Source organism: Klebsiella sp. YJ, assembly GCF_002108615.1.
Taxonomy (GTDB): domain Bacteria; phylum Pseudomonadota; class Gammaproteobacteria; order Enterobacterales; family Enterobacteriaceae; genus Klebsiella; species Klebsiella planticola.
Genome location: NZ_MTEG01000046.1, coordinates 11,110 through 26,347 on the forward strand (window position 1 = coordinate 11,110; position 15,238 = coordinate 26,347).

The window sequence follows — 15,238 nt, forward strand, 5'->3', positions numbered from 1 at the left end:
GTAGCAGATGGCTAAGCAACCGGGATTAGATTTTCAAAGTGCCAAAGGTGGACTTGGCGAACTGAAACGCAGACTTTTGTTTGTTATCGGTGCGCTGATTGTGTTCCGTATTGGTTCTTTTATTCCGATCCCTGGTATTGATGCCGCTGTACTTGCCAAACTGCTTGAGCAACAGCGAGGCACCATCATTGAAATGTTCAACATGTTCTCTGGTGGTGCTCTCAGCCGTGCTTCTATCTTTGCTTTGGGTATCATGCCGTATATTTCGGCATCGATTATTGTCCAACTGTTGACGGTTGTTTATCAGCCGCTGGCAGAAATAAAGAAAGAAGGGGAGTCTGGTCGTCGTAAGATCAGCCAGTACACCCGTTACGGTACTCTGGTGCTGGCGATATTCCAGTCGATCGGTATTGCTACCGGTCTGCCGAATATGCCTGGTATGCAGGGCCTGGTGATGAATCCAGGCTTTGCATTCTATTTCACCGCTGTTGTAAGTCTGGTCACAGGGACTATGTTCCTGATGTGGCTCGGCGAACAGATTACTGAACGTGGTATCGGTAACGGTATTTCGATCATTATCTTCGCTGGTATCGTTGCGGGACTCCCGCCAGCCATCGCCCATACTATCGAGCAAGCGCGTCAAGGCGACCTGCACTTCCTCCTGTTGCTGTTGGTTGCAGTATTAGTATTTGCCGTGACCTTCTTTGTTGTATTCGTAGAACGTGGTCAACGCCGCATTGTGGTGAACTACGCGAAGCGTCAACAAGGTCGTCGTGTCTATGCTGCACAGAGCACACATTTACCGCTGAAAGTGAATATGGCAGGGGTTATCCCGGCAATCTTCGCTTCCAGTATTATTCTGTTCCCTGCGACCATCGCGTCATGGTTCGGGGGCGGGACCGGTTGGAACTGGCTGACAACAATTTCGCTGTATTTGCAGCCTGGGCAACCGCTTTATGTGTTACTCTATGCGTCTGCAATCATATTCTTCTGTTTCTTCTACACGGCGTTGGTTTTCAACCCGCGTGAAACAGCAGATAACCTGAAGAAGTCCGGTGCATTTGTACCAGGAATTCGTCCGGGAGAGCAAACGGCGAAGTATATTGATAAAGTGATGACTCGCCTGACCCTGGTTGGTGCGTTATACATTACCTTTATCTGCCTGATCCCGGAGTTCATGCGTGATGCAATGAAAGTGCCGTTCTACTTCGGTGGAACCTCGCTGCTTATTGTTGTCGTTGTGATTATGGACTTTATGGCTCAAGTGCAAACTCTGATGATGTCAAGTCAGTACGAGTCTGCATTGAAGAAGGCGAACCTGAAAGGCTACGGCCGCTAACAGGGCGCCCGAGAAGTTACGGAGAGTAAAAATGAAAGTTCGTGCTTCCGTCAAGAAATTATGCCGTAACTGCAAAATCGTTAAGCGTGATGGCGTCATCCGCGTGATTTGCAGTGCCGAGCCAAAGCATAAACAGCGCCAAGGCTGATTTTTTCGCATATTTTTCTTGCAAAGTTGGATTGAGCTGGCTAGATTAGCCAGCCAATCTTTTGTATGTCTGTGCGTTTCCATTTGAGTATCCTGAAAACGGGCTTTTCAGCATGGTGCGTACATATTAAATAGTAGGAGTGCATAGTGGCCCGTATAGCAGGCATTAACATTCCTGATCAGAAACATACCGTAATCGCATTAACTGCTATTTTCGGTATCGGCAAGACCCGCTCTAAAGCCATCTGTGCTGACACGGGTATCGCTGAAAATGTTAAGATCAGTGAGCTGTCTGAAGAACAAATTGAATCCCTGCGTGAAGCAGTAGGTAAATTTGTCGTTGAAGGTGATCTGCGCCGTGAAATCACCCTGAGCATCAAGCGTCTGATGGACCTTGGTTGCTATCGTGGTTTACGCCATCGTCGTGGTCTTCCGGTTCGCGGTCAGCGTACTAAGACCAACGCACGTACCCGTAAGGGTCCGCGTAAACCGATCAAGAAATAATCGGGGTGATTGAATAATGGCAAAGGCACCAGTTCGTGCACGTAAGCGTGTAAGAAAACAAGTCTCTGATGGCGTGGCTCATGTCCATGCTTCTTTTAACAACACCATCGTTACCATTACCGATCGTCAAGGTAACGCACTGGGTTGGGCAACAGCCGGTGGTTCCGGTTTCCGTGGTTCTCGCAAATCCACTCCGTTCGCAGCTCAGGTTGCAGCAGAGCGTTGCGCTGAAGCCGTAAAAGAATACGGCATCAAGAATCTGGAAGTTATGGTCAAAGGTCCGGGTCCGGGTCGCGAATCTACTATTCGTGCACTGAACGCCGCTGGTTTCCGCATCACTAATATTACTGATGTGACTCCGATCCCTCATAACGGTTGTCGTCCGCCGAAAAAACGTCGCGTATAACGCGCTCGTTTCTAGGATTGTTGGAGAAAGAAAATGGCAAGATATTTGGGTCCTAAGCTCAAGCTGAGCCGTCGTGAGGGCACCGACTTATTCCTTAAGTCTGGCGTTCGCGCGATCGATACCAAGTGTAAAATTGAACAAGCTCCTGGCCAGCACGGTGCGCGTAAGCCGCGTCTGTCTGACTATGGTGTGCAGTTGCGTGAAAAGCAAAAAGTTCGCCGTATGTACGGTGTGCTGGAGCGTCAGTTCCGTAACTACTATAAAGAAGCAGCACGTCTGAAAGGCAACACCGGTGAAAACCTGTTGGCTCTGCTGGAAGGCCGTCTGGACAACGTTGTATACCGTATGGGCTTCGGCGCGACTCGTGCTGAATCACGTCAGCTGGTTAGCCACAAAGCTATCATGGTAAACGGTCGTGTTGTTAACATTGCTTCTTATCAGGTTAAAGCGAACGACGTTGTTAGCATTCGTGAGAAAGCGAAAAAGCAATCTCGCGTGAAAGCCGCTCTGGAGCTGGCTGAGCAGCGTGAAAAGCCAACCTGGCTGGAAGTTGATGCTGGCAAGATGGAAGGTACGTTCAAGCGTCAGCCGGAACGTTCTGATCTGTCTGCGGACATTAACGAACACCTGATCGTCGAGCTTTACTCCAAGTAAAGCTTAGTACCAAAGAGAGGACACAATGCAGGGTTCTGTGACAGAGTTTCTAAAACCGCGCCTGGTCGATATCGAGCAAGTGAGTTCGACGCACGCCAAGGTGACCCTTGAGCCTTTAGAGCGTGGCTTTGGCCATACTCTGGGTAACGCACTGCGCCGTATTCTGCTCTCATCGATGCCGGGTTGCGCGGTGACCGAGGTTGAGATTGATGGTGTACTGCACGAGTACAGCACCAAAGAAGGCGTTCAGGAAGATATCCTTGAAATCCTGCTCAACCTGAAAGGGCTTGCGGTGAGAGTTCAGGGTAAAGATGAAGTCATCCTTACTTTGAATAAATCTGGCATTGGCCCTGTGACCGCAGCCGACATTACCCATGACGGTGATGTCGAAATCGTCAAGCCGCAACATGTGATCTGCCACCTGACCGATGAGAACGCAGCTATTAGCATGCGTATCAAAGTTCAGCGCGGTCGCGGTTATGTGCCGGCTTCTGCCCGAATTCATTCGGAAGAAGATGAGCGCCCAATCGGCCGTCTGCTGGTCGACGCATGCTACAGCCCGGTAGAGCGTATTGCCTACAATGTTGAAGCAGCGCGTGTAGAACAGCGTACCGACCTGGACAAGCTGGTCATCGAAATGGAAACCAACGGCACAATCGATCCTGAAGAGGCGATTCGTCGTGCGGCAACCATCCTGGCAGAACAACTGGAAGCTTTCGTTGACTTACGTGATGTACGTCAGCCGGAAGTGAAAGAAGAGAAACCAGAATTCGATCCGATCCTGCTGCGCCCTGTTGACGATCTCGAATTGACTGTCCGCTCTGCTAACTGCCTCAAGGCAGAAGCTATCCACTATATCGGTGATCTGGTACAGCGTACCGAGGTTGAGTTGCTGAAAACGCCGAACCTGGGTAAAAAATCTCTTACCGAGATTAAAGACGTGCTGGCTTCACGTGGTCTGTCTCTGGGCATGCGCCTGGAAAACTGGCCACCGGCAAGCATTGCTGACGAGTAACCGGATCACAGGTTAAGGTTTTACTGAGAAGGATAAGGTCATGCGCCATCGTAAGAGTGGTCGTCAACTGAACCGCAACAGCAGCCATCGCCAGGCTATGTTCCGTAACATGGCTGGTTCGCTGGTTCGTCATGAAATCATCAAGACGACCCTGCCGAAAGCGAAAGAACTGCGTCGCGTAGTTGAGCCGCTGATTACTCTTGCCAAGACTGATAGCGTTGCTAATCGTCGTCTGGCATTCGCCCGTACTCGTGATAACGAGATCGTGGCAAAACTGTTTAACGAGCTGGGCCCGCGTTTCGCGAGCCGCGCCGGTGGTTACACTCGCATTCTGAAGTGTGGCTTCCGTGCAGGCGACAACGCGCCGATGGCATACATCGAGCTGGTTGATCGTGCTGAGCTGAAAGCAGAAGCTGCTGCAGAGTAATCTGTAGTAACGTAAAAAAACCCGCCTCGGCGGGTTTTTTTATATCCTCGCTACGGCTGCTTCACTACAATACCTGTATTCTTTTTGTTCATCCCCGGAGCCGAATGATGTGGTTGCTGGATCAGTGGGCAGAACGCCATATCCTTGATGCACAAACCAAAGGTGAGTTTGATGATCTTCCTGGTCGTGGAGAGCCACTGGCTTTGGATGATGACCTGCATGTGCCACCTGAATTACGCGCGGGCTACCGCTTACTCAAAAATGCCGGCTGTCTGCCTCCTGAACTTGAGCAACGAAGAGAAGCCGTTGCGCTGGTCGATTTATTAAAAGCGGTCCGTCCGGACGATCCTCAGTATGCAGAGTTCAGCCGCCGACTTGCTTTACTGGAACTGAAGTTACGGCAGGCGGGGTTGAATACCGATTTTTTACGCGGTGAATACGCAGACAGGCTTCAGAATAAAATTGATGAGGAGTAGGTATGTACCGTATTGGTGAACTCGCAAAGCTGGCTGATGTCACGCCCGATACCATTCGCTACTATGAAAAACAGCAGATGATGGCCCACGATGTACGTACAGAAGGTGGATTTCGCCTCTATACCGAGAACGACCTTCAGCGCCTGCGCTTCATCCGCTATGCCCGTCAGCTCGGGTTTACCCTTGAAGCGATCCGCGAATTATTGTCGATCCGCGTTGATCCGGAGCATCATACCTGTCAGGAGTCAAAAGGCATTGTTCAGGCACGTCTGAGCGAAGTCGACGCACGAATTAAAGAGCTACAAACAATGCGCCGTTCATTGCAACGACTGAATGAGGCCTGCTGCGGTACAGCCCATAGCAGCGTCTATTGTTCTATTCTCGAGGCCCTTGAGCAAGGAGCCAGTAGTACTACGGCGGAACGTTGATTTTTTCATCGCGCGGATCTACACTCCCGCCGATCTCATTCACATCCAGGAGCTATTATGAGCCGCTATCAACACACCAAAGGGCAAATAAAAGACAATGCCATTGAGGCGTTGCTGCATGACCCGTTATTCAGACAGAGAGTAGAGAAAAACCGGAAGGGGAAAGGCAGCTACCAACGTAAAGATAAACATGCGGGGCGGAATGACCGGGAGGCCAGTGGCAAAAGAGTGAATCGCTTTTTTACCACTGGCCTTCTGCTTTCTGTTGCCTGATTACGAACGGTTATTCTGTTCTTTCAGCAGATCGCGAATCTCACTCAACAATACTTCTTCTTTCGTTGGTGCCGGTGGCGCAGCAGGAGCCTCTGCCTTTTTGCGATTCAGGTTATTCATCAGTTTGATCGCCATAAAAATGGCAAAGGCCACGATCACGAAATCAAACACGTTCTGGATAAACACCCCATAATGCATTACCACAGCCGGGACATCGCCGTGTGCATCGCGTAACGTGACGGCGAACGATTTAAAATCAATTCCACCAATCAGCAGGCCTAGTGGCGGCATAATAATATCGGCAACCAATGACGATACAATTTTACCAAATGCCGCACCGATGATGACACCCACTGCCAAATCAACAACATTCCCGCGCATCGCGAAGTCGCGAAACTCTTTTAAAATGCTCATTTTATTCTCCATGAACCCGCTAACAGTGATAAGTTTATCAAATGTATTTCCATTTGCCATTGCTGTTGAATAATTGCTAAAAAATATTATCCCCTGATATATAAAGGATAATCAAAAAGGGCGCCATACAGGCGCCCGTGCAATTAGAGGAAGAAAGGACTGGGTTGGAAAAGACGCTCGACGTCGGATATAAATTTTTTGTCGGTCAGAAACATAATGACGTGATCGCCCTGCTCAATACGCAGGTTATTATTCGCGATCATTACGTCATTGCCACGGACGACAGCACCGATGATCGTGCCCGGCGGTAGCTTGATCTCATCGATCGAACGACCCACTACACGGGAGGTACTTTCATCGCCGTGAGCTACAGCTTCAATGGCCTCTGCGACACCGCGGCGCAGTGAGGAGACGCCAACAATATCGGCCTTACGGACATGGCTCAGTAGGGCGGAGATCGTGGCTTGCTGCGGCGATATAGCAATATCGATCACGCTACCCTGCACCAGATCGACGTAGGCTTTCCGCTGGATCAACACCATGACTTTTTTGGCGCCCATCCGTTTGGCCAGCATTGCAGACATGATATTGGCTTCATCGTCATTGGTGACGGCAATGAAGAGATCCACTTGATCGATGTGTTCTTCCGCTAGCAGTTCCTGATCCGAGGCATCGCCATAGAAGACAATAGTATTCTGTAGTTTCTCCGCAAGCTCGGCGGCGCGTTGCTGATCGCGTTCGATCAGCTTAACGCTGTAATCTTTCTCAAGACGACGAGCAAGACCTGCACCGATATTGCCCCCGCCAACCAGCATGATGCGCTTATAGGGTTTTTCCAGGCGCTGCAGTTCGCTCATGACGGCGCGAATATGCTGCGATGCGGCAATGAAGAACACTTCATCGCCGGCTTCAACGATTGTCGAACCCTGCGGACGGATGGGTCTGTCGTGGCGGAAAATGGCCGCTACGCGAGTATCGATATGCGGCATATGTTCACGCATTGTCGAGAGCGCATTCCCTACCAGTGGACCGCCGTAGTAGGCTTTTACGACCGCGAGGCTGACTTTACCTTCGGCAAAGTTTACGACCTGCAGTGCACCTGGATATTCAATAAGTCGGTAGATATTGTCGATAACTAATTGTTCAGGCGCGATCAGATGATCGATAGGCACCGCTTCCGAGTGGAACAGTTTTTCGGCATCTCGTACATAATCCGGGGAACGGATACGCGCAATACGATTAGGCGTATTGAACAGTGAATAGGCAACCTGGCAGGCCACCATATTGGTTTCATCTGAACTGGTTACGGCAACCAGCATGTCGGCATCGTCGGCGCCAGCTTCACGCAGCACGCGTGGGTGGGAACCGTGTCCCTGAACAACGCGGAGGTCAAATTTATCCTGCAGGCTGCGCAGGCGGTCACCATTGGTGTCGACCAGGGTGATATCGTTGTTCTCTCCCACGAGGTTTTCCGCAAGAGTTCCGCCTACCTGACCGGCGCCCAGAATAATAATCTTCATCAGCAGTGATCCATTATTTCCGATGTTTGATCAGCTTAGCGTAAAAGAACCCATCACCCTCTTCTGCGCCGGGCAAATTTTGCACGCCCGGCAGCTCAGGCGTGCCGGTGAGGCTGAGCTCTGCATCTGGCGTACGCTTGAGGAAGGCAGCAATTTGCTGGCTATTCTCTTCCGGAAGAATTGAGCAGGTCGCATAGACCAGTGTTCCGCCAGGTTTCAGATGAGACCAGATGGCGTCAAGAATCTCCGCCTGCAGCTGGGCCAGCTCGGCAATGTCGCGATCGCGGCGTAGCCATTTAATATCCGGATGACGACGAATGACGCCCGTTGCGGAACAGGGGGCATCGAGCAGAATGCGATCAAACTGTTCGTCTTCACACCACTGAGCGGGATAGCGGCCATCACCCTGTTTCACCTGCGCTTTCATGCCGAGTCGCTTCAGATTGTCATAGACACGCGACAGGCGCTGCTCATCAATATCAACCGCCAGAACGCTGGCCTGCGGCGCGACTTCCAGAATATGCGTCGTTTTACCCCCAGGAGCAGCACACAGGTCGAGGATTCTCTCGCCATTTTCTGGGGTCAGATAGCGCATGCAGCCCTGGGCTGAAGCATCCTGGACGGTAACCCAGCCCTGGTCGAATCCGGGTAATGCCTGAACGGGGGCCGGCGTTGCCAGACGCACCGCATCAGGATAATCAGGGTGGGTAAAACCGTGCAGTCCGGCCTCTTCCAGAAGCGCGAGCCACTCATCGCGTGAATGATGACTGCGGTTTACGCGCAGCCACATGGGCGGGCGTTGGTTATTTGCATCGACAATCGCTTGCCATTGCTGCGGCCATGATTTTTGCAAACGCTTGAGCAGCCATGCCGGATGAAGAAAACGACTCTCGCTTTGGGCAAATTCGGCCAATAAAGCTTCCTGCTGGCGCTGAAACTGGCGTAAAACGCCGTTGATGAGTCCCTTCAACTGCGGACGTTTGATGGCTACCGCGCCTTCCACCGTTTCCGCCAGCGCAGCATGGGCCGGAATGCGGGTATAGAGCAGCTGATAAAACCCCACCATAATTAAATAGTGAACGGTTCGCTGTTTGCCCGTCATCGGGCGAGCCATCAGTTTGTTAACCAGCCAGTCCAGCTGGCTGAGGGTACGCAGGACACCAAAACACAGCTCTTGCAGCAGCGCTTTGTCCTTTTCCCCGACCTTTTGCTGTAATGGCGGCAGAACGTTACTTAATGACTGACCTTGTTCGACAACCTGCTCAACGGCTTTCGCCGCCAGACTGCGTAAATTTTGATTTTTTTTCATAACCGCAAAATAAAAATGCCCGGTAAACCCGGGCTTTAGACAGTGACTACCGTCAGGATAGACGGTTACCGGGGATAAACCATTCCCGGCGAGAATTTAGCAAGTCCTGGGCGCTCATCGCTTTTTTACCTGCCGGCTGCAATGACTCGAGGTTCAGGATGCCATTGCCGGTTGCGATCTGAATACCTTGCTTGCCAGCGGCCACGATCGTACCAGGTTCAGCACCGCTGGTTTCAGCAATGACGGATGCCTGCCACACTTTCACCGGTTGCTCATCAATTTCCAGCCAGCTCATGGGCCACGGGTTGAATGCGCGAATGCAACGTTCGAGCTGCGCAGCGGAAAGAGACCAGTCAATGCGGGCTTCTTCTTTACTGAGCTTCTCAGCGTAGGTCACCAACGCCTCATCCTGGACTTCCGGCTGAGTCGAGCCGTTTGCGAGCTGAGTTAACGTTTCCAGCAACCCTTGTGGGCCGAGTTCTGCTAGTTTGTCATACAGACTGGCGCTGGTATCTTGCGCAGAGATCGGGCAGGAGAGTTTATGCAGCATATCTCCGGTATCCAGACCGACATCCATCTGCATGATGGTGACGCCGGTTTCAGCATCACCCGCCCAGAGTGAGCGCTGAATAGGCGCCGCGCCGCGCCAGCGCGGCAGCAAAGAGCCGTGTACGTTGATGCAGCCCAGTCGTGGCATATCCAGTACTGCTTTGGGCAGAATCAATCCGTAGGCTACGACGACCATGACATCGGCATTCAGAGAGGCTACCAGCTGCTGATTTTCCTGCGGGCGCAGGGAGACAGGCTGGAACACCGGCAGATTGTGCGCCTGTGCAAGAACCTTTACCGGGCCTGGCTGCAATTTTTTGCCGCGGCCGGCAGGGCGATCGGGCTGGGTAAATACGCCAACAATCTGGTGCCCAGACGACAGCAGCGCATCGAGATGACGCGCTGCAAAATCGGGGGTTCCCGCAAAGATAATACGTAGTGATTGTGACACGTTAGTCCTTGTCCTCAGGCACGCGTACGCAAACGGTCCAGTTTTTCAACTTTCTGGCGAATACGCTGTTGTTTAAGCGGCGACAGATAATCGATAAACAGTTTGCCTACCAGGTGATCCATTTCATGCTGGATACAGATAGCCAGCAGGCCGTCAGCATTCAGTTCAAACGGCTTGCCTTCGCGATCCAATGCACGAATCTTCACGGTTTCGGCACGTGGCACCAGTGCGCGCTGTTCCGGGATAGACAAGCAACCTTCTTCGATGCCCGTTTCACCGTCTTTTTCCAACAGCTCCGGGTTGATTAACACCAGCTGCTGTTCACGGTTTTCCGAGACATCGATAACGATAATGCGCTGATGGATATCTACCTGGGTAGCGGCCAGACCGATACCTTCTTCCGCGTACATCGTCTCGAACATATCATCAACGATACGTTGAATTTCCGCATTGACTTCTTTTACCGGTTCAGCGACTTTGCGAAGGCGCTCGTCCGGGATATGTAACACTTGCAAAACTGCCATAAAGATCCAGAGTCGTATTCAGGAGTTGATAAGATTATTAGCTCTATTCTAGACAAAACCCCCTCTAATTGACAGTCTCACTGTCCAATCGCAAAGATTGTTAAAGCCACTTATGGCAGGGGACAGGGATGGCACCTACGGAGATCTGGCTGCGTCTGATGAAGGTGAGCAACCTTTATGGCGACGGTATGGTGATGGCTGCCAGAATACTGCGTGCAGCCCGGGTGCCAGATAGTGAAGTATTGTACGCCTGCGGTCTGAGCGCAGCGCAAGTGAAGCAATTTCTATCCGTTGGCCAACGAGAGCTTGAGTCTACGCTATTGTGGCTGGAGCAACCCGGGCACCACCTGCTGCTGGCCGATAGCCCTTATTATCCGCCCCGACTGCGCGCCATCGCTGACTATCCCGGCGCGCTTTTTGTTTGCGGAGATTTGGCCGTGTTGAGCAGTTTACAGCTGGCCGTTGTCGGCAGCCGCTCCCACTCCTGGTACGGTGCTCGGTGGGGGAAACAGTTCAGCGAAGAGCTGGCGCATCTTGGTATCACCATTACCAGCGGCCTGGCTATTGGCATTGACGGCGTCGCTCACCGCGGCGCACTTGAGGCACGCGGGAAGACAATCGGCGTACTCGGCAATGGATTAGGCGCAATCTATCCGCGTCGTCATCACGCATTAGCCGGGAAGATAGTGGATAGCGGGGGAGCATTGCTGTCTGAGTTTCCCCTTACAACCTCCCCGTGGCCGGGAAATTTCCCTCGTCGGAATCGAATTATCAGCGGACTCAGTATTGGCGTGCTGGTGATTGAGGCCGCCCTGAAAAGCGGCTCGCTGGTGACGGTTCGCTGTGCGCTGGAACAAGGAAGAGAGGTTTTTGCATTACCCGGGCCGGTAGGTAATCCTGGTTCCGAAGGTCCACACTGGCTGCTTAAACAAGGCGCCATCCCCGTGACATCAGCGCAAGATATCATCGCGTATTGCCAGCAGGAGCTGCAATGGCTCCAGGATGTGCCTGACAATATAAATAATTGCATGGATCCGCCTCCCGTAGCATTGCCATTTCCAGAGCTCCTGGCTAACGTAGGAGATGAGGTAACACCTGTTGACGTTGTCGCTGAACGTGCCGGCCAATCTGTGCCAGTGACCGTAGCTCAGCTACTTGAACTGGAGTTAGCAGGCTGGATCGCAGCTGTACCCGGCGGCTATGTCCGATTAAGGAGGGCAAGCCATGTTCGACGTACTCATGTATTTGTTTGAGACTTACATCCAAAACGAAGCAGAAATGCGCGTGGACCAGGATAAACTGACCCGGGATCTCACCGATGCAGGATTCGATCGGGAAGATATCTATAACGCGTTGATGTGGCTCGAGAAACTGGCTGACTATCAAGAGGGGCTCGTTGCTCCCATGCAGCTTGCTTCTGACCCGCTCTCTTTGCGGATTTATACCGAAGAAGAGTGTCTGCGTCTGGATGCCAGTTGCCGGGGATTTTTATTATTCCTCGAGCAGATTCAGGTGTTGAACCTCGAAACGCGGGAAATGGTGATAGAGCGTGTGCTAGCTCTGGATACAGCAGAATTTGATCTGGAAGACCTGAAATGGGTGATCCTGATGGTACTGTTCAATATTCCGGGCTGTGAAAATGCCTATCAACAAATGGAAGAATTACTCTTCGAAGTAAATGAAGGTATGCTGCATTAATCTTATTGCGGCAACATCGAGTTGTTATGACCAAATTAGCACTGTTTTCGGTGCGTAAAAATGAGCCCTGCCCACAGTGCGGGGCTGAACTGGTAATCCGCTCCGGGAAACACGGGCCGTTTCTCGGTTGCTCGCACTATCCGGACTGTGACTATGTCCGTCCGCTGAAAAATCAGGCGGACGGACATATCGTAAAGGTACTGGAGGGACAGGAGTGTCCGTCTTGCGGTGCCGTTATGGTGTTGCGCCAGGGGCGCTTCGGTATGTTTGTTGGTTGCAGCCGTTATCCGGAATGTGAGCATACTGAAACTATTGATAAGCCTGACGAAACAGCGATTTCCTGCCCGCAGTGTGGGCAAGGGCAGCTGGTTCAGCGCCGTTCTCGTTTCGGCAAAACCTTTCATTCCTGCGATCGTTACCCCGATTGCCAGTTCGTTATCAACTTCAAACCGGTAGCGGGTGAATGCCCTGAATGCCACTATCCGCTATTAATCGAAAAGAAAACGGCGCAGGGCGTCAGACGCTTTTGTGCCAGTAAACAATGTGGAAAGCCGATCCCGGCGGAACAAATCAGTGAATAAGAACCTGCACTCAGAAACCGTCGCTCATGCCGTGACGGTACTGCATAACGAAGATGTCATCGCCTATCCAACAGAAGCCGTTTTTGGCGTAGGCTGCGATCCTGACAGCGAAACGGCGGTCATGCGCCTGCTGGCGCTTAAACAACGCCCCGTTGAGAAGGGGCTCATCCTGATCGCGGCCAGCTATGAACAGCTGATACCTTATATTGATGATTCGCGGCTTAATGATGCACAGCGAGCGGCGATCTTCTCCTGCTGGCCGGGGCCGGTTACTTTTGTCTTTCCGGCTCGTGCCACAACGCCACGCTGGCTGACCGGGCGTTTTGATTCCCTGGCGGTACGCGTCAGCGATCATCCGCTGGTGGTCGAATTGTGTGAGGCCTATGGCAAACCGCTGGTTTCAACCAGCGCGAATTTATCCGGTCAGCCTCCTTGCCGCACCACGGCTGAAGTTCTGACTCAGTTTGGCGCCAGTTTCCCGGTCGTCGATGGTGCAACGGGTGGTCGTCAGAATCCGTCTGAAATTCGCGATGCCCTGACGGGCGAACTCTTTCGCCAGGGATAATTTATGCAAACCTACGCTGTCTTCGGAAATCCGATCGCCCACAGTAAGTCCCCCTCTATTCACCAGCGCTTTGCGCAGCAGCTGCAGATTGCGCATCCGTATGGGCGAGTTCTGGCGCCGCTGGACGATTTTATCCATACCCTGGATACCTTCTTCGCCGAAGGGGGAAAGGGGGCTAACGTTACCGTTCCGTTCAAGGAGGAAGCGTTTGCCCGAGCGGATGAACTGACTGAGCGCGCGGCCCTGGCGGGGGCGGTGAATACCCTAAAGAGGCTGGACGATGGACGTTTGCTGGGGGACAACACCGATGGGATTGGGCTGCTGAGCGATCTGGAGCGGCTGGGGTTCATTAAACCGGGCTATCGGGTATTACTTATCGGGGCCGGCGGCGCATCGCGGGGTGTCTTGTTACCCCTGCTGTCACTGGATTGCGCTGTCACTATTGTCAACCGGACTTATTCCCGCGCGCAGGAGCTGGCGACACTGTTTGCGCATACCGGTAGTGTATGCGCGCTTGAGATGGAATCACTGGCTGGACATGAGTTCGATCTCATTATTAATGCAACTTCCAGTGGTATCAGCGGTGATGTGCCGGCAGTTCCCGCGTCATTAATCAATACGCACGTTTATTGTTATGACATGTTTTACCAGAAGGGCTGCACACCGTTTTTAAACTGGTGCCAGGATCATGGTGCGACAATGTGTGCCGATGGGCTGGGTATGCTGGTGGCGCAGGCCGCCCATGCCGTTCTGCTCTGGCATGGGGTTCTGCCAGAGATTACGCCGGTTATTCAGGCCTTACATAAGGAACTGAATACGTGAATCAGGCGATTCAGTTTCCTGACAGAGAAGAGTGGGATACCGACCGACAGTGTGTCACCTTTCCCGTGCTGGTTAATGGTATGCAGCTCACCTGTGCAATCAGGGGGGCAACGTTAAAGCAGCGCTTCGATGGTGATACCCCCGAGCAGTGGCTGGCCGCGTTTTGTCGCCATCGCTGGGATCTGGAAGAAGAGGCTGAAGTATTGATCCGCGACCAGCAGGAAGATGATCAGGGCTGGGTGTGGTTCTCCTGATCCAGATAATCGTTTTTCCATTTCACATAGTTGTTTGCTGAATAGAGCAGACCTGCCCGTTCCGCCTCCGTCAGGGGGCGGATTTGTTTCACCGGGTTGCCAAAATAGAGATAGCCGCTTTCCAGCCGTTTGTTTTGCGGGACCAGACTACCGGCGCCAATCATCACGTCGTCTTCTACTACAACGCCATCCAGCAAAATCGAACCCATGCCAACCAGCACCCGATTGCCGATAGTGCAGCCATGCAGCATGACCTTGTGACCGACGGTGACCTCTTCGCCAATGATCAGAGGATTACCCTGAGGGTTAGAGGAGGATTTGTGGGTGACATGTAGCACGCTACCGTCCTGAATGTTAGTGCGGGCACCGATTGCCACGTAGTTAACATCTCCGCGAATAGCAACCAGCGGCCAGATGCTGACATCATCAGCCATTCGGACATCGCCGATCGCTACGCTGGTGGCATCGATCATCACTCGCTGGCCGGTTTGTGGGAATAAATCTTTATAAGGACGTAAATTAGCGGACATGGTTACCTCAATAAACCTGGGTTGTACGAAGACTTTGGTGGCTTTTGCGGCCACCTGCAACCCCTTATTGTGGTGAAAATTGAGCAATCTGAACAATAACGCCGCGAAAAGGGCGAAAAAACATCACTTGGAAAAAAAGATCGATAAAAGACTTGTGCAATAAAATGGGATCCCTATAATGCGCTCCCACTGACACGGCACATGTGAACGAGTTCACAGAGTAAGCCGGGTCGGCAGAGAAAAAATTCTGAAATTCAGGGTTGACTCTGAAAGAGGAAAGCGTAATATACGCCACCTCGCGACAGAGCGCTCAGCGCCGTCGCACTGCTCTTTAACAATTTATCAGACAATC

Annotated in this window: 22 protein-coding genes; 16 read left to right on the forward strand and 6 right to left on the reverse strand. The window is 52.2% G+C overall.

Annotation, left to right across the window (positions count from 1 at the left end):
• Positions 1–7 precede the first annotated feature (7 nt).
• The 10 genes from secY (at position 8) to BV390_RS28295 (ending at position 5,669) form a co-directional block, all read left to right on the forward strand.
• Positions 8–1,339 carry a preprotein translocase subunit SecY gene (gene secY / locus BV390_RS28250; protein ID WP_004868351.1) on the forward strand — a complete coding sequence of 444 codons (1,332 nt, stop codon included), beginning with the start codon at positions 8–10 and terminating at the stop codon, positions 1,337–1,339.
• A 31-nt stretch (positions 1,340–1,370) separates the two neighbouring features.
• On the forward strand, positions 1,371–1,487 hold the full coding sequence (gene rpmJ / locus BV390_RS28255; RefSeq protein WP_000868187.1) for a 50S ribosomal protein L36: 117 nt from the start codon (positions 1,371–1,373) through the stop codon (positions 1,485–1,487).
• 146 nt (positions 1,488–1,633) lie between these two features.
• Entirely contained in the window at positions 1,634–1,990 is a 357-nt protein-coding gene (gene rpsM, locus BV390_RS28260) for a 30S ribosomal protein S13 (RefSeq protein ID WP_004868349.1), read from the forward strand.
• Positions 1,991–2,006: 16 nt separating this feature from the next.
• Entirely contained in the window at positions 2,007–2,396 is a 390-nt protein-coding gene (rpsK, locus tag BV390_RS28265) for a 30S ribosomal protein S11 (RefSeq protein ID WP_004138423.1), read from the forward strand.
• Between the two features lie 33 nt (positions 2,397–2,429).
• Positions 2,430–3,050, forward strand: a complete 621-nt coding sequence (gene rpsD / locus BV390_RS28270; RefSeq protein ID WP_004868345.1) for a 30S ribosomal protein S4 — start codon at positions 2,430–2,432, stop codon at positions 3,048–3,050.
• 25 nt (positions 3,051–3,075) lie between these two features.
• Positions 3,076–4,065, forward strand: a complete 990-nt coding sequence (locus BV390_RS28275) for a DNA-directed RNA polymerase subunit alpha (protein WP_002919219.1) — start codon at positions 3,076–3,078, stop codon at positions 4,063–4,065.
• Between the two features lie 40 nt (positions 4,066–4,105).
• Entirely contained in the window at positions 4,106–4,492 is a 387-nt protein-coding gene (gene rplQ, locus BV390_RS28280) for a 50S ribosomal protein L17 (protein ID WP_004868344.1), read from the forward strand.
• 107 nt (positions 4,493–4,599) lie between these two features.
• Positions 4,600–4,968, forward strand: a complete 369-nt coding sequence (locus BV390_RS28285) for a DnaJ family domain-containing protein (RefSeq protein ID WP_085397586.1) — start codon at positions 4,600–4,602, stop codon at positions 4,966–4,968.
• A gap of 2 nt (positions 4,969–4,970) precedes the next feature.
• Positions 4,971–5,396, forward strand: coding sequence for a Zn(2+)-responsive transcriptional regulator (zntR, locus tag BV390_RS28290; RefSeq protein WP_032696884.1), 426 nt, complete (start codon positions 4,971–4,973; stop codon positions 5,394–5,396).
• Positions 5,397–5,453: 57 nt separating this feature from the next.
• Positions 5,454–5,669 carry an alternative ribosome-rescue factor A gene (locus BV390_RS28295; protein WP_032690484.1) on the forward strand — a complete coding sequence of 72 codons (216 nt, stop codon included), beginning with the start codon at positions 5,454–5,456 and terminating at the stop codon, positions 5,667–5,669.
• On the opposite strand, the gene mscL is transcribed toward BV390_RS28295, so the two are convergent.
• From mscL to def, 5 genes are all read right to left on the reverse strand, one after another.
• Positions 5,670–6,083 (reverse strand): large-conductance mechanosensitive channel protein MscL, encoded by a 414-nt coding sequence (gene mscL, locus BV390_RS28300; protein WP_032690485.1) that lies wholly within the window; start codon positions 6,081–6,083, stop codon positions 5,670–5,672.
• 143 nt (positions 6,084–6,226) lie between these two features.
• Positions 6,227–7,603 carry a Trk system potassium transporter TrkA gene (trkA, locus tag BV390_RS28305; protein ID WP_032690486.1) on the reverse strand — a complete coding sequence of 459 codons (1,377 nt, stop codon included), beginning with the start codon at positions 7,601–7,603 and terminating at the stop codon, positions 6,227–6,229.
• A 13-nt stretch (positions 7,604–7,616) separates the two neighbouring features.
• The gene (gene rsmB, locus BV390_RS28310) at positions 7,617–8,912 is read right to left on the reverse strand and encodes a 16S rRNA (cytosine(967)-C(5))-methyltransferase RsmB (protein ID WP_032690487.1); all 1,296 of its coding nucleotides are present in this window, start codon (positions 8,910–8,912) and stop codon (positions 7,617–7,619) included.
• Between the two features lie 52 nt (positions 8,913–8,964).
• Positions 8,965–9,912, reverse strand: a complete 948-nt coding sequence (fmt, locus tag BV390_RS28315; RefSeq protein ID WP_032690488.1) for a methionyl-tRNA formyltransferase — start codon at positions 9,910–9,912, stop codon at positions 8,965–8,967.
• A gap of 14 nt (positions 9,913–9,926) precedes the next feature.
• The gene (gene def / locus BV390_RS28320) at positions 9,927–10,436 is read right to left on the reverse strand and encodes a peptide deformylase (protein WP_032690489.1); all 510 of its coding nucleotides are present in this window, start codon (positions 10,434–10,436) and stop codon (positions 9,927–9,929) included.
• Between the two features lie 128 nt (positions 10,437–10,564).
• Here def and dprA point away from each other — a divergent pair, with 128 nt between their 5' ends.
• The 6 genes from dprA to BV390_RS28350 are packed head-to-tail and all read left to right on the forward strand — an operon-like array spanning position 10,565 to position 14,356.
• Positions 10,565–11,689: a DNA-protecting protein DprA gene (dprA, locus tag BV390_RS28325; RefSeq protein WP_032690490.1), complete on the forward strand. Its 1,125-nt coding sequence runs from the start codon at positions 10,565–10,567 to the stop codon at positions 11,687–11,689.
• Entirely contained in the window at positions 11,661–12,134 is a 474-nt protein-coding gene (smg, locus tag BV390_RS28330) for a DUF494 family protein Smg (RefSeq protein ID WP_004868322.1), read from the forward strand. The genes dprA and smg overlap by 29 nt, the downstream gene beginning before the upstream one ends.
• Before the next feature lie 26 nt (positions 12,135–12,160).
• Entirely contained in the window at positions 12,161–12,715 is a 555-nt protein-coding gene (locus tag BV390_RS28335; protein ID WP_047663532.1) for a DNA topoisomerase family protein, read from the forward strand.
• On the forward strand, positions 12,708–13,280 hold the full coding sequence (gene tsaC, locus BV390_RS28340) for an L-threonylcarbamoyladenylate synthase type 1 TsaC (RefSeq protein WP_032690491.1): 573 nt from the start codon (positions 12,708–12,710) through the stop codon (positions 13,278–13,280). Before BV390_RS28335 ends, tsaC begins: the two co-directional genes overlap by 8 nt.
• 3 nt (positions 13,281–13,283) lie before the next feature.
• A complete protein-coding gene (gene aroE, locus BV390_RS28345) occupies positions 13,284–14,102 on the forward strand; it encodes a shikimate dehydrogenase (protein ID WP_064386320.1) in 819 nt (272 codons plus the stop codon).
• The gene (locus tag BV390_RS28350) at positions 14,099–14,356 is read left to right on the forward strand and encodes a DUF1488 family protein (RefSeq protein ID WP_032690493.1); all 258 of its coding nucleotides are present in this window, start codon (positions 14,099–14,101) and stop codon (positions 14,354–14,356) included. Before aroE ends, BV390_RS28350 begins: the two co-directional genes overlap by 4 nt.
• Here the strand turns inward: BV390_RS28350 and BV390_RS28355 are convergent.
• Positions 14,332–14,886: a gamma carbonic anhydrase family protein gene (locus BV390_RS28355; RefSeq protein WP_032690506.1), complete on the reverse strand. Its 555-nt coding sequence runs from the start codon at positions 14,884–14,886 to the stop codon at positions 14,332–14,334. The two genes, BV390_RS28350 and BV390_RS28355, sit on opposite strands and share 25 nt — an antisense overlap.
• Between the last annotated feature and the right edge of the window lie 352 nt (positions 14,887–15,238).